Raw genomic sequence first — 25,151 nt, 5'->3', positions numbered from 1 at the left:
GCTAATAGTCGGCTTTTATTTTAAATAGTACTACAATAGAGAATAACAAATAACCTTCCCCTTCAGTTATTAGTTCTTCAATAAAATTAAGAGATGTGTTTTTACGTAGATTACATAAACCCATCTAACTTTTTGGGTATTGCCGAATAAAAATCTTCAATCGCCAAATAATTTTAACAAATAATCGGTTTATTGCCAATGGCAACATTTGTAAAAGCGCAGGCGTCATCAATAGTGGCCTCTATATTTGACTTTTTGACCACAATAGTCTGCAAGGAATTTTTTTACCTTTGGTATTTATCCGCAAGCCTTATAGGCACCCTCACCGGAGGCATAATAAACTTTGGTTTAGGACGTAATTGGGTATTTAAGCGGAAAGAAAATACCATCCCTAAGCAAGCTGTAAAATATTTTTTGGTTTGGGGTGGCAATATTGTTTTAACAACAGCAGGGGTGTTTTTTGTTACCCATTACATCGGGCTAAGCTATATAGCCTCGAAAGTAATAGTTTCAATTTCCCTAGGTGTGAGTTATAATTATTTCATGCAAAAGAAGTTTGTATTTGCATAATATATCATAAAAAGTTTAGATGAAGTTTAAGGCCATTGTTAAAATATCATCCTTTTTACTGCTTTTTTTTATAAGCAATTTAGTTATTGCCCAAAATACTGTAGTAACTGGAATAGTAACTGATGCAAAAACTAAGGAAACACTTCCGTTTGTTACCGTTGCATTTACAGGGAGTACTATTGGCGCAAACAGCAATAATGACGGTAAATACACTATACAATCCGTAAAACCTTACAGCCAGATAAAAGTTACCTATATTGGTTACAAAGACGCAGTAATACCTGTTGAGCCAGGAAAAACACAGGTTATCAATGTAAAACTTGTTCCTACAGAAACGCAACTAAATGAGGTTAATGTAACATCGGCCAAAAGAAAGAAATATACTAATAAAGATAATCCGGCTGTTGAATTGATACGGCAGGTTGTAGCACACCGTGAGAAAAACCGTCCGGAAAATTACAATTACGTTGAATATAAAGAGTACGATAAAATGCAGTTTTCCCTGAGTAATTTATCAGAGAAAATATCTGAAAAAAAATTCTTTCGTAAGTACAAATTCATATTCGAGAACCGCGACAGCACGTCTTTTCCCGGAAAATCTTTACTTCCGATCTATCTTGATGAAAAATTATCGCAGGTGTACTATCGTAAAGAACCAGAAAATACGCGCGAAGTTATATTAGGAGAGAAAAGTGTGAACTTTGGCGCCGCGGTAGATAATCAGGGTATTACGCAGTATTTTAAACATTTATATGCCAAGGTAGACATTTATGATAATAGCATCATGTTGCTTACACGTGATTTTTTGAGCCCTATATCAAATGCCGCACCTAGTGCATACAAGTTTTTTATTACAGACACCATTGCAACAGACAGCAATAATAAACTGGTTGAATTAAGCTTTACACCCCGCAACACCAACGATGTACTTTTTGAGGGAAGAATGTATATAACACTTGATGGTAATTATGCGGTTGAAGCGGTTAATTTAACAGTTAATAAGAATATTAATGTAAACTTTGTAAAATCACTACATATTGATCAGGAGTTCGCTCAAAACCCTGATGGCAGGTATCACTTAAATAAAAGTACTACATATGCTGATTTTGGGTTAACTCAAAACGGAAAAAGTGGCTTATTTGGCATTCGTACTATTACATATGATAATTACATTATAAATAAGCCTCGTCCGGATACTACGTATACAAACAATACTGAAGTAGCATCCGATGAAGTAAAACATCGAAGCGAACAGTTTTGGAGGGAAAACAGGCTTGATACACTCACGCTTGCGGAATCAAAAGTTTATAAAAATATTGATAGCCTTACGCATATGCCCTCGTTTAGGCGTACAGCAGATATAGTAACACTTTTATTTGCCGGATATAAAGGTTTCGGTCCGTTTGAACTTGGCCCGGCAAGTACATTTTACAGCTTTAATCCTGTAGAGGGTTTCAGACTAAGACTGGGCGGCAGAACAACACCTGAATTAAGTAAACGTATTTATTTTGAAACATATGGCGCTTACGGATTTAAGGACGAAAAATGGAAATATTTTTTTAGCAGCACCTACTCCTTTAACAATTCAAGTATATACAGGTTTCCACAGAATTATTTAAGAGCGAGCTTTCAGCGTGATACCAAAATACCGGGGCAACAGGCACAGTTTGTTCAGGAAGACAACTTTTTGCTATCATTTAAAAGAGGGAATAACGATAAATATCTTTATAATGATATTTATAAGCTGGATTATGTACATGAATTTGAGAATCATTTTTCATACACCATCGGCGCAAAAAAATGGATGCAGACGCCAGCCGGCAGTTTATTACCCTTTATAACCAACTTGGGAAATGTTGTAAGTACATTAACCACTACCGAGGCATCTTTTGGGATACGTTATGCACCACACGAGCAATTTTACCAGGGTAAACTATACCGTACTCCCATTATCAATAAGTATCCAATACTATCGCTTGATTTGACGGCGGGGCTGAAGAATGTTTTAGGCGGGAGTTATAATTATCAGAACCTGCATTTCAGAGCTGACAAACGATTCTATTTAAGGCGTCTTGGATACTCAGATGTATCAGTAGAAGCAGGTAATATATTTGGGCAGGTACCCTACCCTTTGCTAACCATTCATCGCGCTAACCAAACATACGCCTATCTGTTAGACTCTTACAACTTAATGAACTTTCTTGAGTTTGTAAGTGATCACTTCGAGAGCGTAAATATTGACCATCATTTCGGCGGGTTATTTTTTAACAGGATCCCATTACTAAAAAAACTAAAGTGGCGCGAAACAGCATCGGTTAAATTACTTTACGGGGGTGTGAGAGATGAGAACAACCCGTCTATACATCCTACGCTCTATCGTTTCCCGGTAGACGACACCGGCACACCCATCACTTACTCATTGGGTAACAAGCCATATATTGAAGGCAGCGTGGGCATTGAAAATATTTTTAAATTTATACGGGTTGATTTAGTGAGAAGATTTAATTATTTAGACCACCCGGATGTTGCCAAATGGGGCATACGTACAAGGATAAAGTTTGATTTTTAATATGTTTAAAATTATTTATTATTGTTAAATGGAACAGCCAACATCAATACGCATCAGCCTGCAGTTGGGCATATATAAAATCATTGATCCATTTGTTAAGATCCTGATAAAAATAGGATTAACCCCAAATGCAGTTACCACTATCGGGTTTATTTTAAACGTTGGGGTAGCGGCTGTTTTTATTATTGGCGCAGAAAAGGGTAATCGCGGAGATTTAACTTATGTAGGGTGGGCAGGCGCGCTTATTTTGTTTGCCGGATTATTTGACATGCTTGACGGACAAGTTGCACGGCTCGGAAACATGAAATCAGTTTTTGGGGCACTATATGATTCCGTACTTGATCGCTATAGTGAACTGATCATGTTTTTAGGAATTTGCTATTATTTAGTAGCGCATCATTATTTTTTAAGTTCAATTGCGGCTTTTATAACCCTTATTGGCTCCATGATGGTAAGTTATGTAAGAGCACGGGCTGAAGGGCTTGGCGTAGAGTGCAAGGGTGGTTTAATGCAACGCCCCGAACGTGTTGTAACCATCGGAGTTTTTGCCATAGCCTGCGGTATCAGTTCATCATATATTGGTGGCGATTATAAGTTATTTGTACCTGGCATTAAATTTCATGTATTTGAAACAATGTCAATTTTCACTATACCCATTTCGGTGCTTGCGGTATTAACTAATATTACAGCCTTTAAAAGGCTGATGGATGCCAAAAAGGCGTTATCTGAAAATGCATAAATTTAAATTATTCATATTTTCGTGTCTGCTTGTTTTATGTTGTACCATTAGGCCGGCAAAAGCAGTAACAACTGAAAAGTGGCACAAACCTAAAGCGACAGTTTTTACTGAAAAAACTTTTACAGATACGTTAGTTTTTCCGGTTCCGCCACCTGATCCAAAAAGGCTGTTTTATATACAGCGTCCGCCAAATACAAACACCCTGATATATGAACTAAATACAGACAAAGCCACCGGCGAACTTGACTCGGAAACCCCTGTCCATGTTTATTGGATACGTTATACCGAAGGCGGAAAAAAACAGGAATTAAATTACATACAACGTAAATTTGCTTACGGTCTTACTCAAAAAAAGTTAACTGATGGTAAGTATGATATCAGGTTTGTGTCATACAAAAAATTTCCGCTTACTTTGATGAAGGGAGCAGACGGAAAATATCATATCTTCGCAATTGTAGCGAAAAAGCAAATGATGCTTCAAAGAGTATTTGTTAAAATTGAGGGCGGCTCCTTTTGGTTGCCAAACGTAGTTTATGTGGAGATGAGGGGAACTGACCCTGTTAGTGGAAAAGAAATTACAGAACGTTTTAAACCCTGATTCATTATGAAAAAGAATTATGTTTCTAATTCACAGGAATCTGTGAGAATGTTTAAGAGCAACTTATTAGAGAGTTTATCTAAAGTACATTATACTGTACCCATATTTATATATCTTCCGGTAATATTGGTTTGCTGCTATATGGCTTTATTTAAAGAACCCATAAGTATCTTAACTTTTTTAGGGCTTTTTGCAGGAGGGCTTTTTGTGTGGACATTTACGGAATATATACTGCACAGATTTGTTTTTCATTACATGCCTAAACAAGAATGGGCATTGCGTATACATTTTATTTTTCATGGTGTTCATCATGATTATCCGAGTGATGCCAAGCGCTTGGTTATGCCTCCATCCGCGAGTATTCCATTAGCTACCGGTTTCTATTTTTTGTTTAACGCTTTACTACCTGCGGGCTATGTATTCGGCTTTTTTCCCGGATTTATCTTAGGATATTTGGTTTACGACATTTCTCATTACGCTATTCATCATTTTAATTTTAAAGGTAAATTCTGGAAAAAAATAAAACAGCACCATATGTTGCATCATTACCAGGATCCTACAAAGGGTTATGGCGTAAGTTCACCGTTATGGGATAAAATATTTAATTCTGATTTCATTAAAAAGCAAAATGGCTGATGCTGACAATAATGGTGTACAGATCAACACAAAAAACATAATTATTGTATCTGTAATATCATTAGCCTATTTAGTTCTATCTTATTTTTTAGTTGGGTTTAAAAGCGATCAGTTAGTATTGCTGGGCATATTTAATGTGCTTTTTTACGCCTCTGCCCCAACCCGTAAATTCATTCTCGGTTTTTCCATCTTTATAATCTACTGGATCATATTTGATTATATGAAAGCCTTTCCTAATTACTACTATCATAAGGTAGCTATAGGAGAATTATATCATGCGGAAAAAAATATTTTTGGCATATCCTATCACGGTAAATTATTAACCCCTAATGAATACCTGCTGTTAAAAGCAAACAGTTTTGTAGATGTAATAGCAGGGATATTTTATTTATGCTGGATACCGGTACCACTGGCATTTGCTGCGTACTTATTTTTTAGAAACAGAACTCAGTTCCTGCATTTTGCATTGACGTTTGTATTAGTAAACATGCTGGGTTTTATAGTATATTATATGTATCCTGCTGCCCCACCATGGTATATACAATCGCATGGATTTAATTTTCAGCCGCTAACCCAAGGCAGTACTGCCGGTTTAGCCCGGTTTGATAGATTCTTTAACGTTGGTATTTTTAAGTCGATATATGCAAAGGGATCTAATGTTTTTGCAGCGATGCCTTCGTTGCATTCCTCCTATCCCGTAATAGTGTTATACTACGGTATCAAAAACCGGTTGGGCATTATCAATATCTTTTTCGCTATTGTAATGGTGGGTATATGGTTCACTGCAGTTTATGCCAGTCATCATTATGTATTAGATGTATTAGCCGGAATATTATGTGCCGGGATTGGCATAACGTTATATAATTTTGTTTCTCACCGATCATCTTCTTTTAAACGCTTCATATCCAATTATTCAAAATTTATACAATAGCAGCACCCGGTGTATAGTTTTAAATACGAATATTAGTTTAAGCCTCGGATTTGCTGGAATGTTAAAAACTATTTAAAAGCTTAAATAGCTGTGCGATGCACTACGGATAAGGTTATTAGCATTAAAGTTACCCCATTAATATATTAAATTTAATTAGGCATGTAATTTGAATATGGCCAAGTATACTGAGCTGTATCCATATGAAAAATTTACTTTTACTTACTATATTCCTGATAGCATCAGCTATCTCAGTTTCTGCAGCTGATAATATCGACAGTTTGAAACAGAAACTGCAGCTTACTACCAATGACTCATTAAAAGGCCCCGTTTATTCGGCAATTGCTGCTGAATATATGAAATATGATACCATTACTGACAAACGTCAAAAATTGCGTTACCAAAACGAAGCATTAAATTACACAATGCTTGCTTTACATATGTATAGTAAATATGATGATACAACGGGTTTAAGAACATCATTTTATAATCTGGCAACCATCTATCATTCTCAAAAAAAATTCGTTCAGGCAAAATGGTTTATTCTTCAATCAAACAACTTATCACGTTTACAAAATGATGTACCTAATATAATTTCGTCTTTAATTAAGCTATCCGCTATAAAAATGGATATTAAGGATTACAGTCTCGCTATGCGCGATTTGAATGAAGCCCTGAGATTATCGACCAAAAACAAGATGCCATTGCTCGAATCAGACGTGCAGCGTTATTATTCTTTTTTATATAACAGGATGAAAGATTATAAAAAAGGGGACATCGCCTTAAAAAGATCAATTTTTATAAAAGACAGCATTAAAAAGGACGAAGCCTTAAAAATACTTGCCGTACAAGACTCTATAAAAAACCGACAGGATTCTATAAACAAAAAAAAAGTTTACGCATCCAACAAAAAGTCTTACAAACTGAACGACGCAAAAAAAATAGCATCATTATAATAGCTTTTAGCGCTTTAGCGGTTGCCATATTACTTTTTTTATTTTTTAAACAGAATAAAAAGTAAAATTTAATTTTAAACCACCGCTTCAAAAAGAGGTCATACAGGGCAACATGAAGAAATATTTTTGGCCCACAATATTTTCTCTTTTAATTTTACTAATAAGTAAAAGCGCACATACAATACAACCCGATACCCACACCAACTTTAAACAAGAGTTTTTAGCTCTCATTAATAAAACCCGAAAAAGCGGTTGCAATTGTGGCAGCACATACATGCCACCTGTACCACCATTGGTTTGGAACAATTATTTAGAACTTGCAGCCAAAGGGCACGCCAGAGACATGGCTGATAATCATTATTTTAATCATACCAGTAAAGATGGCCGTAATATGGAAGACCGTATAGTGCTTGCCGGCTATATTTTTAAAGGGTATAAAAGTTTTATGATCGGCGAAAATATTGCTTACGGCCAAAACAGTATACAAGAAGTAATGGATGGATGGTTTAAAAGTGAGGGACATTGTAAAAACCTGATGAACCCCGGTTTTAAAGAAGTAGGCGTAGCAGAAGACAATCGTTATTGGGTGCAGGATTTTGGAGGGCGTGAATCATTCAGCCTTCAGCAACAAAAACTGATAAAAAGTGGAAAATACCGCTTAATACAAAATGAACCCAATAGCCATTAATTACTTTCGCCCTTTTTAGGCATAGGGCCGCGCTTGTATATTACCAATCCATTTAAAAAATTCCGCAGTAACTGGTCTTTACATGGTTGAAAGTTAGGGTGGTCGTCTTTGCGGAAAATGGCGCTTAGCTCTGTTTTAGTAGTACGGAAATTGGCCAATTTTAATATTTCAATAATATCATCGTCGCGAAGCTGTAAGGCAACACGCAATTTTTTCATAATATCATTATTACTCATAAACCCTATCTCTTTATATTTTTTTAAATATAACTATTCCGTTATGGCCTCCAAAACCAAAAGTGTTACTTAATGCTGCGTTCACATTGTGGTTAACAGATTCTTTTATAATTATGTTCAATCCATCAGGTATCTGCGGATCAATAACCGAGGTGTTTATTGTTGCCGGTATAACACCCTCGGTAATTGCTTTTATACTTACAATAGCCTCGGCTGCGCCTGCAGCACCTAATAAATGCCCGGTAACAGATTTTGTAGAACTGATATGCAGATCGTTATTGCCATTAAAAACTGCCTTAATTGCTTTAGCTTCACTTATATCACCAACGGGTGTTGAAGTTGCATGGGCATTGATATAACTTATGTCAGAAGCATTTAATTCGGCGTCTTGCAGAGCCATTTTCATGCCCTGTATAGCACCCGTCCCTTCAGGGTGTGTGGCCGTAATGTGATACGCATCTGATGTCATAGCTGCACCGGCCACTTCGGCGTAAATATGAGCACCTCGTTGCTTTGCATGTTCATACTCCTCAAAAACCAAAACTCCTGCTCCCTCGCCCATCATAAAACCATCGCGCTCCACGTCAAAAGGACGGGATGCTTTTCCGGGTTCGTGATTACGGGTAGATAATGCTTTAAGAGAATTGTACCCTCCTATTGATGCTTCACTTATAGGAGCATCAGAGCCGCCTGTTAGTATTATTTTCGCTTTTCCAAAACGAATATAGTTAAGTGCATCCATTATGGCTGTATTGGCACTTGCACAAGCCGAAGCGGTAGAGAAGTTAACTCCCATAAAGCCATATTTAATGGATATGACTCCGGAAGCCATGTTTACCAATGTTTTCGGTATAAAAAAAGGATTAAAATGGGGTTCAAAACCGGAGGCAGCGAATTCGCGATATTGCTGTTCAAATGTTTCCATACCACCTTGTGCTGAGCCAAATATAACCCCTATATCGAAAGGCGACATTTTTTCCAGTTCAAAACCCGAATCTTTGATGGCTTGTCCTGCTGCAACTAAGGCATATTGGGTGTAAAGGTCGCTGCGCTTTATCTCATTCCTATCCAGGTATTGAGACATGTCAAAACCGCTCAATTCGGCGGCAAAGTGCGTTTTAAATTTTTCAGGATTAAAACGTGTGATAGGCCGGGCCGAACTTTTGCCTTCTGCAATATTATTCCAAAAACTTTTTACATCTGTTCCCGTCGCGGAAACAACACCCATACCGGTAACAACAACTCTTTTCATTTAAAAATCAGAATATATATAAACGCTTTTTCTGGTTGGCGCAAAAATACTATAGTTTAATTTAATATTACCACTCCATTAAACGCATTATTCTATTAAATTCAGGCTGCAAGGCTGCTTCAATAGTTATTTGTTTATCGTGCACGGGGTGATTGAAAGTTAATACTGATGCATGTAACAACATGGTGTCCAAATCCCAGTTATCCTTAAAAAACTTATTCTGTTTATTGCAGCCGTGTGTGCGGTCGCCTATTATAGGGTGAAAAATATGGCTGAAATGTTTACGCAGCTGATGCATACGGCCTGTTTCAGGCACTGCTTCAACCAATGAATAGCGTGAGGTTGGATGTTGGCCCAATGGTATATTAAGTTCGGCCCGCTTTAGTGTGCTATACCTAGTAAAAGCATCCTGCAGCGTACCGTTCTCTTTGCGCAGGGGGTAATCAATCTCTTCGGTATTGGGTGTATAACCGCGTACAATAGCTAAATATTTTTTTCGCACCTTGTTTTCCATAAACTGCTTTTGCATAGCAATTTCGATTTGCTTATCAAAGGCAAACAGTAATATTCCTGCTGTTTTCCTGTCTATACGATGAACGGGGTTAACCTTTTTTCCGATCTGATCGCGCAGCAATTGTAAAGCAAACACTTCGGCATCAGCGGCTATAGGCGAGCGATGCACCAGCAGACCGTGGGGTTTATTAACAGCTATCAGATATTCATCCTGATATAAAATTTCGAGCATCCGTATCAGCTTAATACAAATTGAAACTGCCCGGTAATTTGATTGATAACAGGCTTGTCGGTTACAGAGGTAATTTCCGGATCGATACAATAAACTTCACTTTCCTGATAGCGTGAGGCAACACGTACCAATGTTGTACCCGCCTGTTGTTCAAATAAGCGCAGGGCCAATTCAGGATCATTATTATCTTTTGAAAGATGGGCCAATAGCAGATGACTAAGATATTCTGCACGATGGTCCACAAACAATTTCAACGCCTGTTCATTGGATAAATGCCCCTTGCCGCCGGTTATTCTTCTTTTTAAGAAAAACGGATACCTGCCATTCCGCAGCATCTCCTCATCATAATTAGCTTCTAAAAAAGCAGCATGACATTGATTGAAATGACGGATAAGATGTTCACATGGCGCACCTATATCTGTAAAAACACCGATGCGTATTTCACCGCTACTTATCATAAAACTATGCGGCTCTATTGCATCGTGATGTTTAGGAAAAGCGGTAATATGTAAACTGCCAATATTTACAGGCGCATATGACTTTAATTGGATACAGAACTCCGGAGGTATTTCGCCGCAGTAGCGTGCAGTGCCCTCGGTAACATATACAGGCAGACTATATTTTCTGGATAATACAGCAAGTCCCCTTATATGATCTGAATGCTCATGTGAGATGAAGATAGCTTTTATCTTTTTTATGGATAAGCCGAGACGGGCCATACGTTTCTCGGTTTCGCGACAGGAAATACCGGCGTCAACCAAAATGGCTTCCCGCTCATTGCCAATATAATAGCAATTGCCGTTACTCCCTGAATTTAATGACGCAATAAACACCGGCATTTTACAAAGTAAAACATTTTACACAAATGCCGAAAGAAAAAAAGCACATCAAGCGAGCAGTCTGTTCCATTCCGGATGGCGTTGCAAATACACCTGCACATAACTGCATAAGGGCACCAATTTATAATGATTTGCTTCAAGGTAGATCAGTGCTTTTTCTACCATTGCCTCTGCTACGCCCTTCCCTTGTAATTCTGCAGGCACCTCGGTATGTATTAAATATAGCTTATCATCTTTTTGTTTATAATCAATAAAAGCCCGATAGCCCTCAACAAATAATTCAAAATTATGGATAACTGTATTATTTATAAGTTCTATATCCGTGTATTTCATTTTTGCACCTGTTTAATGGTTAAGCTATTGTTCATAAAAATACAAATTGATCAGCCAGTGCCAATTCCTCAAAAGTGATGGTATGCGGCCTGCCCTTATAAACTTTTAAATTTACATCGGCGTTTAGTTTTTTTAATATCGCAACACTTTCTTCTACCCTGCTTAAAGGCACATGAGGGTCAGGATCGCCTGTTGTAATCAAAACAGGAGTATTGTTAAAGTCTCCCTTATAATTTATCAGGTCTAACTTCTCGCCTATAAGGCCACCGGTAAATGCTACGGCGCCGCCGTAAGGTTTGGCATTACGCGCTATAAATTCCAATGTTAAACATGCTCCTTGTGAAAAACCCATAAAATATATTTTGTCCTCCGGTATTCCGTCGGTTTTAATTTGCTTTACAACAGCATCAATCACCTGCAAAGCCGAATTAAGCGCAGGCTGGTTATTATTATCGGGTGCCATAAAGCTATATGGATACCAACTTTGATTTGTAGCCTGCGGAGCATATAAAGCCATATCTTTTATATTGATATCCCGAGCGAGTGTAAGGATATTTGCCGCAGTGCCACCCCTGCCATGCAACATTATTATAGCACCTTTAGCATCTGCAGGTGATACACCCGCAGATGTTATTTGAATATTATGTGTGTACATATCAGTTTAATTGAGGTAAGGTTTTTTCTAAACTTGCGCGATACTGTTCGTATTGTGCAGGTAATTTTAAATGTGTTCCTAATTCTTCTACAGGTTCATCCACATCAAAACCGGGATTATCGGTAGCTAATTCAAACAACACACCACCCGGTTCACGAAAATAAAGTGAATAAAAATAATTACGGTCTATTTTATCAGTAATATGTAAACCTAAGGCGGCAATTTTTTCGCGATAATGCATTAATATTTCTTCATTTTTCACCCTGAAAGCAACGTGGTGCACCGATCCTCCGGCTACATGCCCGGCAACTTCTCCGGGTACCTCTACCAAATCAACTATAGCTGCATTTTCAACCGCATCGGTAATGAAACGATACCGGTTAACATGTTGTTCTAATAACCTGTAACCAAATACACCGGTAAGAATATCAGCGGTTGGTTGCAGTTTGTTGGTGGTGATGGTGATGTTATAGAATCCTTTTGTTGCATTCTCAGCTGTTACTTCGTTGGTTTCCCAAGGCAAACGATTATCAGGTTTTGATGATGCTATCAGTTCCAGTTTTAATCCATCCGGGTCTAAAAAAGTCAGATAAGATTCGCCAAATTTCTCGGCTACTTTATTGTAGATCACATTATGTTTTTCGAATCTGTTTAACCAAAAATCAAGGCTGTTTTCAGGTACTGAATAACCAATTTCTGTAGCCTGCCGTGCACCTCTGCGTCCGGTTTGAATGTTCTCCCAAGGGAAAAACGTAAGTATGCTGCCCGGAGTACCTTGTCTATCACCATAGTATAGGTGATAGGTTTCAGGATCGTCAAAGTTTACCGTTTTTTTCACCAGGCGTAAGCCTAATACTTTGGTGTAAAAATCATAATTGCGTTTGGCATTACCGGCTATCGCGGTTATATGATGTATGCCATTTATTGTATTTTCCATGTTGGTAATATTTATTTAGTGTTTTGCTTAACTTTTAACACTTCAAAGATCGGTATAAACCTGCCATTACCACTTAATCTACATTAAAGCAGAAACTTAATCTACCTTAAGATTACGTATGAAAATGTATTGTCAATATTCTTAATTAAGTCATAAATAATATTTTGCAATGATAAAAGTGCTTATATTACCTATAATTGTTTGCTAAATAATAAATAAGATGCTATCAGAACCCACCTATCTTCCGGCCCGAATTGTGGCACCCGTTATAGAGGAGCATTTCAGAAAACATCTATCGGCAGCAGGGAATATACAACGGGCCAATCTTGCGTCGGCGCCGGGCAACACTATAATAGAAACCGTAATAGATGTTGCTTTTTGGGCAAGCCTGCGCCGTGAGGAAGGCAGACCACCCGCAATATCCCTCGCTCTTTTACAACCCGCACAATCCGATAACCCCCTAATATTTGGAGAAAAACTAAGGTTAACACCTCAAAATCTTATTAAACTGGCACCAGCTGTGGAGCAACCGGGAATTCATTTAGGCGTATGGCCCGAAGGTGATGACATATTTATATGGGGCACAACCCACAGTATACCGGCTATTTGCTTTGTTTTGGAGGTAGTGGAAGCAGGTTTGCTAGTTATAAAACATCGCCGTGTTGATGGTTTTGGAAAATTTGTAAACATAGCCGTACTGCAAGGCGACCAAATAAAAATGCTGGACGAGGTTACCATGGGTGTTACTGACTGCCCGGTATTGATCAACTCGCTGACCAATATGCGGCTACCTTCTTTAATGGGAGAGTCATTCAACGTAATGGTACAACTGGCAGCATCTATGAGGATACATAAACGCGGTGGTTTAGTGCTGATGGTATCACCAAATACTGTAAAGTGGCAGGAATCAGTAGTGCATCCTATAAAGTATCCCGTTACCCCGGCTTATACAGCCATAGCTGATCTGTTGCAAAAAAGCGATCAGGAACGAAATAAGCTGGAATGGCAGGATGCCTTATTAGAAGCCATAGATCTTATTGGAGGCTTTACCGCCGTTGACGGCGCTACCATAATAACTAACCAATATAATTTGCTGGCATTTGGAGTAAAGGCAACCCGTTCAGAAAAAAGCAGTCCTGTCGGGCAAATAATGCTTACAGAACCGTTGGCAGGCGCAAAGGCAGTTAAGATACATCCGGCGCAAAATGGCGGTACAAGGCATTTAGCCGCAGCTCAGTTTGTGCACGATCAGCATGATGCTATTGCCTTGGTAGCATCGCAAGACGGGCAGTTTACGGTATTTGCCTGGTCGGAGCAATTGAGCATGGTACACGCCCACCGTATTGATGTGCTGCTTTTATAAAACCATTAAAAATCCAGGCTACCAAACAGACCACTTTCAGCATCAGCTATAGCCTGCTGAATTTCGGCAGCAGTGTTCATCACAAAGTTATCTTTAGCTGCAACGGGCTCGTTTATTGGCTCGGCAGAGAGGAAAAGTAATTGTATATCTTCTTCAGCTGTTAACACAATCTCTTCGTTATCCTTTTCAAAAACAATAAGATTATAATGCTCAATACTTTCCTGGTTGATACATGCCCGGCCTTTAGCTATATATAACAACGTCCAATAACCCGGAGTAGCGGCAAACTGCACCTGTTTGCCCTTTTTTACTGTACCTATTATGGAAATGACCGGTGTATAAGTAAACAAGGGGCCATTTTTATCCTCATATATTCCGCTTGCTAAACGCATATCAACCCCATCCTGCTCCAAAACACGAGGTTGTACTTCTTTTGTAACAGACTGGTAAGTTGGTCCATCTCCTTTATTTGCTGCGGGCACATTTACCCAAAGTTGTATTAATTCCTGCGTCCCACCGTCTCTTAGTATATTTCCGGTTGGGCCTTCGCTATGTAAAATACCCTTGCCGGCAAACATCCATTGCACATCACCTGCCTTTATTGTTTCGCTATGGCCAGCGCTGTCTTTATGATAGCCTTCACCTTGTAACATAAAAGTAACCGGCGCAAACCCACGATGCGGATGCGGGTGTATTCTTAATTTCTGCCCCGGCTCAATTTGCTTTGGGGGCATGTGGTGCAGCACAATAAAGGGATTGGCAAAACGGAATTCCATGTGAGGCAGAGGCTGCCTCACACTTTCTTCCTTCGTAATTTGTTTCTCCCGCCCATATAGGATGTGGGCGATCTTCTTCTTCATGATGTGATTATTATTAATTTAATACACCATATTTACCGGACTGAAATTCCTGTATGGCTTCCATAATTTCCTGCTGGGTGTTCATTACAAACGGGCCGTAACTTGCAATAGGCTCATTAATTGGCTCTCCGCTTAACAATAACACTACAGCATTAGTTGATGCCTTTATGTGTATATCCTCACCAGTATTGCCAAACAAAACAAAGCTATGCTCATCAGCTTGTTCACCATTTATGTGTACATTTCCATTTATAACTAATAAAGCCGTATTATGATGAGCAGGAACTGTAAAATTGGTTTCGCCATTCTCGTTCAACTTTATATCAAATAGATTAATTGCGGTAAAGGTCTTCGCAGGGCCTTTAATATTATTAAAATCACCTGCTATTACGTTTACTATACCTGCCTTGTCCGGTAAAGTAACCTTACCCATTTGCTGAGCGGTAATGGGCTGATAATTTGCAGGAGTAGATTTATCTTTTTTAGGCAGATTTACCCAAAGCTGTACCATTTCAAACGGTCCGCCTTTTTTAGAGAATTCCTGTTCGTGGTATTCCTTATGCAAAATCCCGGCCCCGGCAGTCATCCATTGAACATCACCAGGATTAATCACTCCGCTATTGCCTGTACTATCATGATGCGCTACGCTGCCTTTGTAAGCAATAGTAACCGTTTCAAAACCTTTATGCGGATGAACATCAACCCCTCTTAAATGATCGGAAGGACCAAAGTCATATTCAGCATTAAAATCCAGCATTAAAAACGGACTGATACGTTGTTGTGAAATTCCGGCTCCGGGTATCATATTATACACGCGAAAACCGTCGCCAACCATACCCGGCCTTAAAGGCCTTGGAATTATTTTTTCTATAGCTTTTTTCATTTTTTGATCTCCTTGTTGATAATTCAAAATTACGATAACACAGCCAAGGGAGAGTTAATGTAGATTAAGACGAACGCTTAATCTACATTAGGAAATTGCTTTTCACGGATCATTTAATTACAACCGTATTAAGCATCTTGCTTAAAAATTCCGGCGTGACCCCAATATAAGAGGCAACCTGCTTTTGCGGAAGGGTAAGTATTAAAGACGGATACAAATGACAGAAACTGGTGTATCTTTCAATTGCACTAAGGGTTACGTTATCAATTTGGCGGTGCTGATAACTGGCCATTGCATTTTGGGCAAGGATACGACCAAAGCGTTCAAATTTAGGAACCTGTATCTGTAATTCATCCATATCGGTTTTCATGATATAAATCACCTCGCTGTCCTCAATAGCGTCGATATTAAGCCTTGCGGGTTCCTGTTTAATAAAACTGCGCATATCTACTATCCACCAGTTTGGAGGCGCGAATTGCAATACATGTTCTCCGCCGTTTTTATCAACGGCATAACTACGCAGGCATCCCTGCGTTACAAAAGTAAGCTTAGTGTTAACCTCCCCTTCTTCTAACAAGTACTGTCTCTTCTTTACCCTTTTATAGTGCAATAAGGATATAAAATACTCCTCTTCCTCTTTATAAAGATTAATGTGTTTGGTTATATTGGATAAAATGAGGCTATAATCCATATTGATGCACAATTAAATTACAAGTATAATAAAAAAGACCTTGTAAAATTACAAGGTCCTTTTTTAGCGTAGTGCCGCACTTATTATTGTCCTGCACAATTATAGTCTTCGTGAAACTTAACAAGCTTCAGCATTACATCTATTGCTGTTTCGTAGTTTTTTGTGCCTACTACCTTTTTATATTCCATTTCCAAATGCTCAACCTGATCTTTTAAATGATAGTAAAACTTTTCGCCTTCCGGAGTCAGGTAAAGCATTACTGCCCTTGCATCATCCGGGCTTTTTTCGCTTTTTACCATATTCTTAGCTTCCAGCTCCTTAACTATTTTGCTGGCCGCCTGCTTGGTTATATTTAATTTAGATGCCAACTCATTATTTGAGATCCCGGTTGTGCCGATGCTCATAAATAAAGGCACATGGGCATTATTAAAGTCCGGATTATTTAAGCGGCATAATTTTTTCATACTCCACTCATCAATGGATCTTTTTAAAAGGTATACCAGTTTACAGGTAATACGCTTTGAATCCTCACTTCTTATGCAATTGTTACTTTCCATACTATATAACTAACAGGCAAAGGTCAACCTGGTTTACGAATTTACAATTAAAAATCAAATTTTACTAAAGTACGGATGCCCCACTCCGGTGCACCGGGGTGGTCCAGATAGGTAAAACGTTTCACCAAATCTACACGTATTAGTTTAAATATATTACCTACACCAATACTACCTTCCATATAAGGTTTTGCACTTAAAGCGTAAGTACCGGCACCTCCTCCCAAATCAGTTGGGAAACGCAGTAAAGAAGCATCGTTAGCAGGGTTATTCTCTGTTCTTACACCACCCCATAAACTTTTAAAGTCGATGATCTCACGTAACTTAAGCTTCCTTAATAAGGGTATGCGATTGAATAAGAACCCGTTAAAGTTATGATCAATAGTGATGCTTGCATAATGGTCGCTCACAAACTCCTGAAAATTCATCAAGTTATAGGATTGGAGTTGAAAAGCATAAGTTTGGTTGGCGTGGTGTATATCCAATAACGGGAAGGGTACTTTACCAAATATATAACCACCCTCGGTAAACACATCAGTAAACCCTAACTGTGACAGGTAAAACCTTTTGGTAATATTAGCTGTAACGTTTTGATAATTATAATCGCCACCTAATAAACCTTTAACACCCTGGCTGTAATTTAGCGTAAATATGGGATATTTGTCAGGTATTGGAGTGCGGTACAATTTACCCTGATAAAACTTTTCGTGAGGGGCCCATCTTACCTGAGCGGATAGCTCGGTAGTATGGATGAGGTTAACATCATTTAAAGTTCCGTTTGGCAGCAGGTTTTGAAACTGCAACGCACCTGCCGGGCTTTGATTCCATTTTTTAAACCCTAATGCGTATGAAAAGTGATTGCTAAATTCGTGCACATAATCTAACCGGAAAATATCATTGTAAAGCCATACATCGTTGTCTCCACGTTTAAATGACAACAAGAAATTGCTCTCCTGCACAAATTGCAACTCCTGACCAGGAATTTTTGTATCGTGCTGAAAACTTGCTCTTACATAGTTTTGCGGAAAAGAATAAATGGATTTATTATTAAGCGAGTAAGTTGAACTCATGAAATATTTGAATTTTTCGTCCTTTGTTCCGTAGGCACCATAGGTTTCAAAATAATACCGTTTGCTTAGCTGAGGAGTTGTACGCCCCCCTATCCTTCCACGGAAACCCTCTACAGGGTTAAAGCTGTAAAATGTATTTGCCGGGCCTACTTCAAATGCACCATAATTTTTGTATCCGGCTAACACCAATGTAGCTATATCCATAGTGCGTTTAAACGATGGGATGGTTTGCAGGCTATCAATGTTTTTATAAAGATCTGCAGCAACCTGATCCAATGTGTCGGGACGGCTGTTTAACCAATAACGATCATCTTTGCTTTGTGAATTAGAAGCATATACTAAAGGAGGACCATCGTATGTTTCGCTCATACGGGGTTTGTTTACTGCAAAATTGTTTACGGTAACTAAACGTTCACCAAATACGCCACCACCCTTCTTTTTGTTGATAGCAAATTCTATTTTTAGATCGCTTTGGCTTAAATGATATCTGCCGTCTGTATTCTTTTCAAAAGCCAGATCGGCATGCATTTGCCTTACAAAATTAAGGTTGATATTTTTGTTTACAGTCAGGTCTGCATTTTGAACAGCATAATTGCCATCCATAGTGATGTATATTTTACCTTCAAACAGTAAACCGTTAGTGTTACGTGGTGTAAAGCTTAACTCAATAAGGTTTGGTGACTGATCTTTAAGTGTGTCTGTTATAAAAAACTTGTAATAGTCTGGCGAGTGATCGGCAATAGGGCTTAATAACTGGTTACTTAATAACGATACATTGTTATCATAGATATTTATATCTTGGTACATGCGGTTAAAGTAAGTTGTTAATCCCTCATTATCGATGAAGTTTGCGTCGTATTTAACCTGTTTGTTCGCTTCAATAACCTGCTTTTTAGCATACGGAGCTTTACGGTAATAATTGTCAGAAAGTTTTTCTTCCATATACAAAGGCAACAGTGTTTTACCACCTATTGCGGTTGAATCCTGCTCGCGAAAAAGAAACTGGTAGTTTTTGAATATGCGTTTGTTTTTAAAATTATCCGAAAGATTGCTTAGTGAGAAGATCATCCGTTCATACTGGTTATATTCAACGTAGCTATAATTTTCGAGCTGATTTTGGCTTTTATGTGCTATAACCTGGCGTATCAATTCAACGGCAGGATTATTTTTATTGGTATATTTTTTCTTTTTGCCCGATTTAATAACAACTTCACTTAATGTATGGCTGTTTTCAGTCAGGACAATATTAATCACTTGATCTTTACCAGGAACAACATCTTTTGTAACCGACTTATAACCTATAAAGGAGGCATTAATTTGATTATAATTGCCAGTTGTGGTTAAGGAGAAACGTCCCTGCGCATCGGTACTGACACCTATTGAACTGTTAAGAAATGCTACCGTAACATAAGACATCGCCTCATGTGTTTTAGCGTCTTTTACTACGCCTTTTACCGTAGTGCTTTGAGCATATACAGCAGTAAAAGAAGTGAATACTAAAAGCCAAATTAAAGTGCCTTTAGTAAATATTTTATTTAATATCTTTTTCATTTTATTAATTGTGATGTATAAATTTTTATTCAGATAAATTATTATTAGCAGTGGATGCAGCAGGCAGGTGTTTCGTTACAAAATATTTTGCGGATTTTGCACCTGTATACAAATAGCTGCGCAGCGTTAAGGTTAAAAAGTCTATGTTAATGTCGTAGCCCAACAAATTTTGTTTAATACCTTCGCCAACCGCATCAATAACATATCTCACGGCTTTTTTTACAATCTGAGCATTAGCTTCCTGCGTATTTGATTGCTTATTATAGCCAAATACTTTATTGTAGCTAGATGTTGCGCTTATATTATGACGATCGCCATCTGCTCTTCTGAACAGATTATTTATGCCTGGTTGTGATAAGTCTATCGTTTTCATGTCCTTTTCAAATAACACTGCAAATGTAAACTGAGTTGACCAATATTGTCAACTCAGTTTACATTTATTTTATAATGTTAGTGTATTTATGACACTTGGCTGAGAATTAGCCAAAATTTGGGAGACGTTTGTGTTAGAAAAAATTCCCTTATTAAAAAAAACGACGGATAAAATTTATCCGCCGCCTAAATTTAAGTACACGTAAACGATTATTAGAAGATCAGTTTTTAGTCATCATCATCTTTCTTTTTCTTTTCCAGTATTACAAATGCACTGCGTTTAGGTGCAGGCATTACTGCATTTTCTCCTTTTATTGATTTCCATATAACCTCGTTCAAGGTCAGATCAGGTGCTTCGTCTTCTTTACTTAAGTCAAACTTTTCGGATATTTTGCTGCTTCTGTTTGTAGCTACATTCCGTTCATTCAAATTTACCTGAGCTGGTTTTAATTGATAAGGTGACAAATCTGCTTTATTAGTAAAACACTCGTATAAAGGCATAGCTGCAGCATCATACTGGCTCATAGGCGGCAAGCCCAAAATCAGTTCAATGGTACGTAAAACACCCGATGTGGAATACATACTGTGAACTACTGCATTACGTTTCACATAAGGACCAATTACATATACTGGCGATCGGTGTGCATCAATATGATCCGGGCCGTTTTGGGCATCATCCTCTAAAATAAACACTACTGATTCTTTCCAAACAGGGCTTTTTGACAGATGTTCAATAATTCTGCCTACGGCCAGATCATTATCAGCCACAGCTGCCATAGGGGATATTTTACCTTTTTTTTGCCCGCTGGTGTGGTCATTTGAGATCCGTATCGTACTTAACTGCGGCACGGCATTAACGGTCAACAACGAATCAAAATCATGCTCCCATGCATCCGCCCTTACCTGATCAAGTATGTCCAGATTAAACCCCGGAGAATGAGGACTCATATGGCCTACCAATGATTTAATATGTGCATTATCATATTCGCCAAACTCACCATAACTGCGGTAGCTTACACCGGCACGTTTGCAGTAATCCCATATAAACCCATCGCGTGGATAGGTTGCATGCCTCCCCCCTTCGTAACTGGTACTACCTCCCCTTTTACCATAACTGGTTGGCCACGTTTTCTCTATAACATCTGTTGCATAAGCGGCTGTACTCCAATTATGCCCGTCGGCACTTACCTCTGCATCAACATAAAAATTATCGAGCAAAACATAATTATTAGCTATAGCATGTTGGTTAGGCGTAATATGTTCACCGAATATGCAAAGTGACTTGTCGCCATTTCCTTTATCTATATCACCTAAAACCTGGTCATACGTCCGATTTTCTTTTATAATATAAAACACATGTTTTATAGGTGAGAATTCACCCGCTTTACGCGGAATTGGATTACCATTCTCGCCGTCGGCTAATGCTACTTTTTTGTTATTAAAAGGTGTATTAGCATATACCTGCCTGGTATAAAATTTAAGCTGATCTGCAGTTGGTACATCTATAAGTGATAATGTTCCCTTAAAAAGCCCGGCTATATATTGCAGTCTGCTATTCGCTGAGCTCCCGGTTTGATAACCGCTATTATCCTTCTTGGAAATAGGTTGCGGACCTTCAGGATTAGCCATTGATGTAAACCCCTTGCCATTACTAACTAAAATTTTATCACCTATCGCCTTCACATTTGTAGGATACCAACCCACGGGTATAAAACCCATACTTTTACTGTTCCCCATTACTGAAACATCAAACACCGCCAAACAATTATTATCTGCATTAGCAATGTAAAGTGTTTTTTCATCAGATGATAACGCTAACCCATTAGTAGTAGAGCCTGTTAAGTTAGTAGGATATAATGAGGCGGCTAATGTTTCTATCACCTTATTAGTAGCTGTATTAATAACTGATACCGAATTATCATTAGCATTAGCAACATATAACAGGCTACCCTTATGGTTTAATAATAATTCGTTTGGGTGACTACCTGTTTTTATATTCGCTATAATACTTTGCGACCGCGTATCTAATATATCTACCTCATTGCCACCCCATAAAGATATATACAACAGCTTTTCATCAGGCGAAAGCACACAACTGTAAGCAATATCTGCTAATTGTATTTTGTTAAGTATCTCGCGGGAGTTAAGATCAATTATATAAACACTATTATCTTCTTTAGTAACTGTGTATAATAAAGTGTTTGCTTTGTTAACTGTAATACCAGTTGGACACACTTTTCCTTTTGGCCAGGGGGCTGCCAAAGTTATGGTATCGGGCCGTTTTAGTTTATCGTTCTTTATTTCGAAATCTAATATGGTATTTTGATTACCTCCGGAAACGTACAATCTTTTCTCATCACGACTAAAGGCTAAACCATACCAGGAAACGTCTAATTCCTTCTCATCAAGTATTTTCTCGTTCTTTGGATCAATAAGTTGTAACGATTGCGTGCTTTGCCCGTTATTAGTTACTGCAAGGTATTTTCCCGATGAACTAAGCTGCAAATTTAAAGGCAGGTCGCCCAGTTGCAGCGAACGCCCGGCCGGGCTAAGTTTCCAACCATTAGGTAATAGTATTTGGCCGCTCTCCTTTATTTTTCCGGGTATTTGGCTAATTGCATTACTCCAATTAATAATTACAATAAATGCAGCTATAAAAGCTGACCTCCTCACATGAATATTCATTAAATTATCATTATTGATGAAGATTAAACGATACCGCACCACGCAGAGTAAATCCGTTTTGTGTACCAATGGTTCCGATATCGCGTATAGCTTCAGAAGGATATGCCGTGCTATGAGTTGCATAAAAAACCGGGCCTCCGCATAAAGAAAATGAAAACCTGGAGTTTGAGGGGGTTATGTTTACAGATGGTCCGACTAACAATTTTGCGCCGCCTTCAGCTTCATCAGCTTCCCAAAAACCTTCCAGGTCCTCACCTACTGCCTCTACACCAGCAAAGAAATTTCCTGCTATACGATGATGAAAACCAATACTGGTTATCAGATCAATATCATCTCGGTTACTTGAAAAGGCTTTCTCAAAACGGAGGTTGCCACCAATACGCCACGATGCTCTGTCAAAAGACGCGGTAATACGACTAAAAACAGCACCAACGTTTGAAAGGTCGTGACTTACCCCTAAACCTAACCCTAAACGCGGACCAAAAGTTGTTTTACCACCTACAAAATCTCTTAATAATTCTGCCTGCTGTGCACTGGCTACTCCGCCCGAGCGTGCAATCCCTATTGACGCATTAGCATAAAGCGTAAACCTGTTTCCCAGATAGCCTTTAAATGCCACCTGTTGGTCAACTCCGTCGATACCAAAGGGTGCAGCAGTTCTTTCGCCGTAACTTCCGGAATAATATAAATTCCAGGATGGAGAGGTGCTTGTTAATGTATTCACCGAAAATAAAAAAGGCTGTATATTACCGGGACTACCATTAACCGTTGGTTTAACCGAGGGCATTTGCGCCCTAACGGTTAAACAAGCGATCATCGACAGAAAAATAAAGAAACTCTTTTTCATGATATACTTAATTTAATTATTGTATTACAGTTACGTCTGCTCCGGTCTCTATTTCAGACAATTCCGAAGATAGGGATAATGTATAGTGTACATATGAACGCGGAGTTATCCATTTTTTGGTTGCTGAATCAAATTTACCACCTAATTTAACAAAGATTCCTGCATCTGCCGGGGTACTGTGCGGAATTACATAAGTATTTGTTCCCTGGTATACAAAAGGCTGCGCCGCGGAAGTTGCCGGATCAATAGGGTGATAATGATCATTATCCGGAATACGATAACCTTTATTGTCTGTTTCGTTATAAATTGTTTTTGTACTTGTACCTCCGTAAAATACTGCATCAACCGGAACAGACGTTTCCGTAACGTTAATTCCATCAAATACCGCAATACCGCCAGCGTTACCACTATTAGGTAGTAATCCGGAACTTTTACTTCCAAAACCATCACCATCGGTTGTGGTATAAGGAATAGAGCGCACCCAATTTGCGGAACTTATATCGGTACTATTTGGACCATCAATTCTCTTATTGCTTCCGCCCACATAAAATATATCACCTTTATGCACAATTCCTTCAGTAATATTAAACTTATAGGTTCTGCCACCACCTTCGGCCCATCCTCCTGATGGAGCATCACCTGCATCAGGAGCTGCTGAACCAGCGTTAGTACAAGTTACCACAGCTACCGGAGTTTTAGAAAAATCAATAGTTTTAGTAGCCATAAACTGGAAATATTCATAGTTACCATCTGCGCCTTTTGTATCGTTGGCGTATCCGGTTATAATTATAGGCCCTACGCCCAATTTAGGCCCATTAGGATCTATAGGGGCTGTTTTGTCCGTAATATCGGTACTGTAACGCGGCCAAATTTGCAAGCTTGCATTACCAGATTCATCCTGCCCAACAAATAGTATCCCGGTAACAGTTGCGCTCGCCGGTAATTGTTCAGTAGCGTAATTGGCTGTTTCCTCGGTGTGCATTATTACACTATCTGCACCATTAACCAGGTATTTATCGCCTGCATAGGTATCACCATCAACAGGAGCAGGAGATACGGTGGCTGTTTTCACTTGCACCAAAGTATTTTCATAAGCGTCCGGGTTACTTTTAATAGAATAGCTTGAAACCGACTGAACAGTAACCGAATTGCCAGATGATATTTTTTGTATGTTGGCTTCGGTTATCCCGGTTAATTGTAAGGTGCCATTTACTTTTTTTAATATAGCTCCGTTAACGGTAACTACCAGCGAATCGCCGGAAGTATAGTTAGCCGCTGCTGCACCTAATGGTATAGCTATACCGCGTGTAAGCTGTCTGCGGATATTTTGTAAGATCACCATATCCTTAGGTACATTTCCAGAATCCGGGTTAGAAATTACAATGCCAACTATCTCTGTGGCGCCAAGCATATTATCTGTTGTCAGGGTTACATCATTGCCTTTATAAAGATCACGCAGATCGCTTACGGCTATTATTGGGCTTAATTCGCCAGCAGCAAAATCATGTTTTTGACAAGCGCTCATAAAAAGCGCACTAAAACATAGAACTATATAGAATATTTTCCTTTTCATACCTTTTAATTTTTAATACTT

General features: G+C 38.6%; 25 protein-coding genes. 9 read left to right on the top strand and 16 right to left on the bottom strand.

Annotated features, from left to right (window positions below):
* Positions 1 to 198 precede the first annotated feature (198 nt).
* The 8 genes from I5M19_RS05570 (at position 199) to I5M19_RS05535 (ending at position 7,684) form a co-directional block, all read left to right on the top strand.
* A complete protein-coding gene (locus I5M19_RS05570) occupies positions 199 to 570 on the top strand; it encodes a GtrA family protein (RefSeq protein ID WP_200065095.1) in 372 nt (123 codons plus the stop codon).
* A 19-nt stretch (positions 571 to 589) separates the two neighbouring features.
* Positions 590 to 3,139 (top strand): DUF5686 and carboxypeptidase-like regulatory domain-containing protein, encoded by a 2,550-nt coding sequence (locus tag I5M19_RS05565; RefSeq protein ID WP_200065092.1) that lies wholly within the window; start codon positions 590 to 592, stop codon positions 3,137 to 3,139.
* A gap of 28 nt (positions 3,140 to 3,167) precedes the next feature.
* Positions 3,168 to 3,878, top strand: coding sequence for a CDP-alcohol phosphatidyltransferase family protein (locus tag I5M19_RS05560; protein WP_200065089.1), 711 nt, complete (start codon positions 3,168 to 3,170; stop codon positions 3,876 to 3,878).
* Positions 3,871 to 4,476: a DUF4833 domain-containing protein gene (locus I5M19_RS05555; protein ID WP_200065086.1), complete on the top strand. Its 606-nt coding sequence runs from the start codon at positions 3,871 to 3,873 to the stop codon at positions 4,474 to 4,476. Before I5M19_RS05560 ends, I5M19_RS05555 begins: the two co-directional genes overlap by 8 nt.
* A 6-nt stretch (positions 4,477 to 4,482) precedes the next feature.
* Entirely contained in the window at positions 4,483 to 5,112 is a 630-nt protein-coding gene (locus I5M19_RS05550) for a sterol desaturase family protein (RefSeq protein WP_200065083.1), read from the top strand.
* Positions 5,105 to 6,043: a phosphatase PAP2 family protein gene (locus tag I5M19_RS05545; protein ID WP_200065080.1), complete on the top strand. Its 939-nt coding sequence runs from the start codon at positions 5,105 to 5,107 to the stop codon at positions 6,041 to 6,043. Before I5M19_RS05550 ends, I5M19_RS05545 begins: the two co-directional genes overlap by 8 nt.
* A gap of 200 nt (positions 6,044 to 6,243) precedes the next feature.
* Entirely contained in the window at positions 6,244 to 6,996 is a 753-nt protein-coding gene (locus I5M19_RS05540; protein WP_200065077.1) for a hypothetical protein, read from the top strand.
* Positions 6,997 to 7,108: 112 nt separating this feature from the next.
* On the top strand, positions 7,109 to 7,684 hold the full coding sequence (locus I5M19_RS05535; protein ID WP_200065074.1) for a CAP domain-containing protein: 576 nt from the start codon (positions 7,109 to 7,111) through the stop codon (positions 7,682 to 7,684).
* Here the strand turns inward: I5M19_RS05535 and I5M19_RS05530 are convergent.
* The 7 genes from I5M19_RS05530 to I5M19_RS05500 all read right to left on the bottom strand — a co-directional run bounded on the left by I5M19_RS05530 (position 7,681) and on the right by I5M19_RS05500 (position 12,681).
* Positions 7,681 to 7,902, bottom strand: coding sequence for a DUF1456 family protein (locus I5M19_RS05530; RefSeq protein WP_235985769.1), 222 nt, complete (start codon positions 7,900 to 7,902; stop codon positions 7,681 to 7,683). The two genes, I5M19_RS05535 and I5M19_RS05530, sit on opposite strands and share 4 nt — an antisense overlap.
* 31 nt (positions 7,903 to 7,933) lie before the next feature.
* On the bottom strand, positions 7,934 to 9,172 hold the full coding sequence (fabF, locus tag I5M19_RS05525) for a beta-ketoacyl-ACP synthase II (protein ID WP_200065067.1): 1,239 nt from the start codon (positions 9,170 to 9,172) through the stop codon (positions 7,934 to 7,936).
* A 67-nt stretch (positions 9,173 to 9,239) separates the two neighbouring features.
* Entirely contained in the window at positions 9,240 to 9,917 is a 678-nt protein-coding gene (locus I5M19_RS05520; RefSeq protein WP_200065064.1) for a pseudouridine synthase, read from the bottom strand.
* A 5-nt stretch (positions 9,918 to 9,922) separates the two neighbouring features.
* Complete coding sequence (locus I5M19_RS05515) at positions 9,923 to 10,756, bottom strand: MBL fold metallo-hydrolase (protein WP_200065061.1); 834 nt, start codon at positions 10,754 to 10,756, stop codon at positions 9,923 to 9,925.
* A 48-nt stretch (positions 10,757 to 10,804) separates the two neighbouring features.
* Positions 10,805 to 11,089 carry a GNAT family N-acetyltransferase gene (locus I5M19_RS05510; protein ID WP_200065058.1) on the bottom strand — a complete coding sequence of 95 codons (285 nt, stop codon included), beginning with the start codon at positions 11,087 to 11,089 and terminating at the stop codon, positions 10,805 to 10,807.
* Positions 11,090 to 11,120: 31 nt separating this feature from the next.
* The gene (locus I5M19_RS05505) at positions 11,121 to 11,744 is read right to left on the bottom strand and encodes an alpha/beta hydrolase (RefSeq protein WP_200065055.1); all 624 of its coding nucleotides are present in this window, start codon (positions 11,742 to 11,744) and stop codon (positions 11,121 to 11,123) included.
* A 1-nt stretch (position 11,745) separates the two neighbouring features.
* Positions 11,746 to 12,681 carry a ring-cleaving dioxygenase gene (locus tag I5M19_RS05500; protein ID WP_200065052.1) on the bottom strand — a complete coding sequence of 312 codons (936 nt, stop codon included), beginning with the start codon at positions 12,679 to 12,681 and terminating at the stop codon, positions 11,746 to 11,748.
* 220 nt (positions 12,682 to 12,901) lie between these two features.
* Between I5M19_RS05500 and I5M19_RS05495 the strand changes: the two genes are divergently transcribed.
* Positions 12,902 to 14,044 carry a putative sensor domain DACNV-containing protein gene (locus tag I5M19_RS05495; RefSeq protein WP_200065049.1) on the top strand — a complete coding sequence of 381 codons (1,143 nt, stop codon included), beginning with the start codon at positions 12,902 to 12,904 and terminating at the stop codon, positions 14,042 to 14,044.
* Positions 14,045 to 14,049: 5 nt separating this feature from the next.
* Here I5M19_RS05495 and I5M19_RS05490 read toward each other — a convergent pair whose 3' ends face one another.
* The 9 genes from I5M19_RS05490 to I5M19_RS05450 form a co-directional block, all read right to left on the bottom strand.
* Positions 14,050 to 14,904, bottom strand: a complete 855-nt coding sequence (locus I5M19_RS05490; RefSeq protein ID WP_200065046.1) for a pirin family protein — start codon at positions 14,902 to 14,904, stop codon at positions 14,050 to 14,052.
* Between the two features lie 13 nt (positions 14,905 to 14,917).
* Positions 14,918 to 15,787, bottom strand: a complete 870-nt coding sequence (locus I5M19_RS05485) for a pirin family protein (protein ID WP_200065043.1) — start codon at positions 15,785 to 15,787, stop codon at positions 14,918 to 14,920.
* A 109-nt stretch (positions 15,788 to 15,896) separates the two neighbouring features.
* Positions 15,897 to 16,478, bottom strand: a complete 582-nt coding sequence (locus I5M19_RS05480) for a Crp/Fnr family transcriptional regulator (protein WP_200065040.1) — start codon at positions 16,476 to 16,478, stop codon at positions 15,897 to 15,899.
* Positions 16,479 to 16,561: 83 nt separating this feature from the next.
* Complete coding sequence (locus I5M19_RS05475; RefSeq protein WP_200065037.1) at positions 16,562 to 17,035, bottom strand: MarR family winged helix-turn-helix transcriptional regulator; 474 nt, start codon at positions 17,033 to 17,035, stop codon at positions 16,562 to 16,564.
* Between the two features lie 47 nt (positions 17,036 to 17,082).
* Positions 17,083 to 19,653: a DUF5686 and carboxypeptidase-like regulatory domain-containing protein gene (locus I5M19_RS05470; protein WP_200065034.1), complete on the bottom strand. Its 2,571-nt coding sequence runs from the start codon at positions 19,651 to 19,653 to the stop codon at positions 17,083 to 17,085.
* A gap of 25 nt (positions 19,654 to 19,678) precedes the next feature.
* Positions 19,679 to 20,026, bottom strand: a complete 348-nt coding sequence (locus I5M19_RS05465; protein WP_200065031.1) for a hypothetical protein — start codon at positions 20,024 to 20,026, stop codon at positions 19,679 to 19,681.
* Positions 20,027 to 20,253: 227 nt separating this feature from the next.
* Positions 20,254 to 22,698 (bottom strand): bifunctional YncE family protein/alkaline phosphatase family protein, encoded by a 2,445-nt coding sequence (locus tag I5M19_RS05460; protein WP_317193214.1) that lies wholly within the window; start codon positions 22,696 to 22,698, stop codon positions 20,254 to 20,256.
* Positions 22,699 to 22,720: 22 nt separating this feature from the next.
* Positions 22,721 to 23,557 (bottom strand): hypothetical protein, encoded by an 837-nt coding sequence (locus tag I5M19_RS05455; protein WP_200065025.1) that lies wholly within the window; start codon positions 23,555 to 23,557, stop codon positions 22,721 to 22,723.
* 16 nt (positions 23,558 to 23,573) lie between these two features.
* Entirely contained in the window at positions 23,574 to 25,130 is a 1,557-nt protein-coding gene (locus I5M19_RS05450) for a DUF5689 domain-containing protein (protein ID WP_200065022.1), read from the bottom strand.
* Positions 25,131 to 25,151 lie beyond the last annotated feature (21 nt).

This window comes from Mucilaginibacter segetis (assembly GCF_016522075.1).
In the GTDB taxonomy this organism is placed as follows: domain Bacteria; phylum Bacteroidota; class Bacteroidia; order Sphingobacteriales; family Sphingobacteriaceae; genus Mucilaginibacter; species Mucilaginibacter segetis.
The sequence above is the reverse complement of the archived record's forward strand: the minus strand, read 5'-3'. Positions and strand labels throughout refer to the sequence as shown.

What these genes read in the sequence shown, in the direction of transcription:
- I5M19_RS05570 (WP_200065095.1), top strand. Translation starts at nt 199, where the DNA reads ATGGCAACATTTGTAAAAGCGCAGGCGTCATCAATAGTGGCCTCTATA.
- I5M19_RS05565 (WP_200065092.1), top strand. Translation starts at nt 590, where the DNA reads ATGAAGTTTAAGGCCATTGTTAAAATATCATCCTTTTTACTGCTTTTT.
- I5M19_RS05560 (WP_200065089.1), top strand. Translation starts at nt 3,168, where the DNA reads ATGGAACAGCCAACATCAATACGCATCAGCCTGCAGTTGGGCATATAT.
- I5M19_RS05555 (WP_200065086.1), top strand. Translation starts at nt 3,871, where the DNA reads ATGCATAAATTTAAATTATTCATATTTTCGTGTCTGCTTGTTTTATGT.
- I5M19_RS05550 (WP_200065083.1), top strand. Translation starts at nt 4,483, where the DNA reads ATGAAAAAGAATTATGTTTCTAATTCACAGGAATCTGTGAGAATGTTT.
- I5M19_RS05545 (WP_200065080.1), top strand. Translation starts at nt 5,105, where the DNA reads ATGGCTGATGCTGACAATAATGGTGTACAGATCAACACAAAAAACATA.
- I5M19_RS05540 (WP_200065077.1), top strand. Translation starts at nt 6,244, where the DNA reads ATGAAAAATTTACTTTTACTTACTATATTCCTGATAGCATCAGCTATC.
- I5M19_RS05535 (WP_200065074.1), top strand. Translation starts at nt 7,109, where the DNA reads ATGAAGAAATATTTTTGGCCCACAATATTTTCTCTTTTAATTTTACTA.
- I5M19_RS05530 (WP_235985769.1), bottom strand. Translation starts at nt 7,902, where the DNA reads ATGAAAAAATTGCGTGTTGCCTTACAGCTTCGCGACGATGATATTATT.
- fabF (WP_200065067.1), bottom strand. Translation starts at nt 9,172, where the DNA reads ATGAAAAGAGTTGTTGTTACCGGTATGGGTGTTGTTTCCGCGACGGGA.
- I5M19_RS05520 (WP_200065064.1), bottom strand. Translation starts at nt 9,917, where the DNA reads ATGCTCGAAATTTTATATCAGGATGAATATCTGATAGCTGTTAATAAA.
- I5M19_RS05515 (WP_200065061.1), bottom strand. Translation starts at nt 10,756, where the DNA reads ATGCCGGTGTTTATTGCGTCATTAAATTCAGGGAGTAACGGCAATTGC.
- I5M19_RS05510 (WP_200065058.1), bottom strand. Translation starts at nt 11,089, where the DNA reads ATGAAATACACGGATATAGAACTTATAAATAATACAGTTATCCATAAT.
- I5M19_RS05505 (WP_200065055.1), bottom strand. Translation starts at nt 11,744, where the DNA reads ATGTACACACATAATATTCAAATAACATCTGCGGGTGTATCACCTGCA.
- I5M19_RS05500 (WP_200065052.1), bottom strand. Translation starts at nt 12,681, where the DNA reads ATGGAAAATACAATAAATGGCATACATCATATAACCGCGATAGCCGGT.
- I5M19_RS05495 (WP_200065049.1), top strand. Translation starts at nt 12,902, where the DNA reads ATGCTATCAGAACCCACCTATCTTCCGGCCCGAATTGTGGCACCCGTT.
- I5M19_RS05490 (WP_200065046.1), bottom strand. Translation starts at nt 14,904, where the DNA reads ATGAAGAAGAAGATCGCCCACATCCTATATGGGCGGGAGAAACAAATT.
- I5M19_RS05485 (WP_200065043.1), bottom strand. Translation starts at nt 15,787, where the DNA reads ATGAAAAAAGCTATAGAAAAAATAATTCCAAGGCCTTTAAGGCCGGGT.
- I5M19_RS05480 (WP_200065040.1), bottom strand. Translation starts at nt 16,478, where the DNA reads ATGGATTATAGCCTCATTTTATCCAATATAACCAAACACATTAATCTT.
- I5M19_RS05475 (WP_200065037.1), bottom strand. Translation starts at nt 17,035, where the DNA reads ATGGAAAGTAACAATTGCATAAGAAGTGAGGATTCAAAGCGTATTACC.
- I5M19_RS05470 (WP_200065034.1), bottom strand. Translation starts at nt 19,653, where the DNA reads ATGAAAAAGATATTAAATAAAATATTTACTAAAGGCACTTTAATTTGG.
- I5M19_RS05465 (WP_200065031.1), bottom strand. Translation starts at nt 20,026, where the DNA reads ATGAAAACGATAGACTTATCACAACCAGGCATAAATAATCTGTTCAGA.
- I5M19_RS05455 (WP_200065025.1), bottom strand. Translation starts at nt 23,557, where the DNA reads ATGAAAAAGAGTTTCTTTATTTTTCTGTCGATGATCGCTTGTTTAACC.
- I5M19_RS05450 (WP_200065022.1), bottom strand. Translation starts at nt 25,130, where the DNA reads ATGAAAAGGAAAATATTCTATATAGTTCTATGTTTTAGTGCGCTTTTT.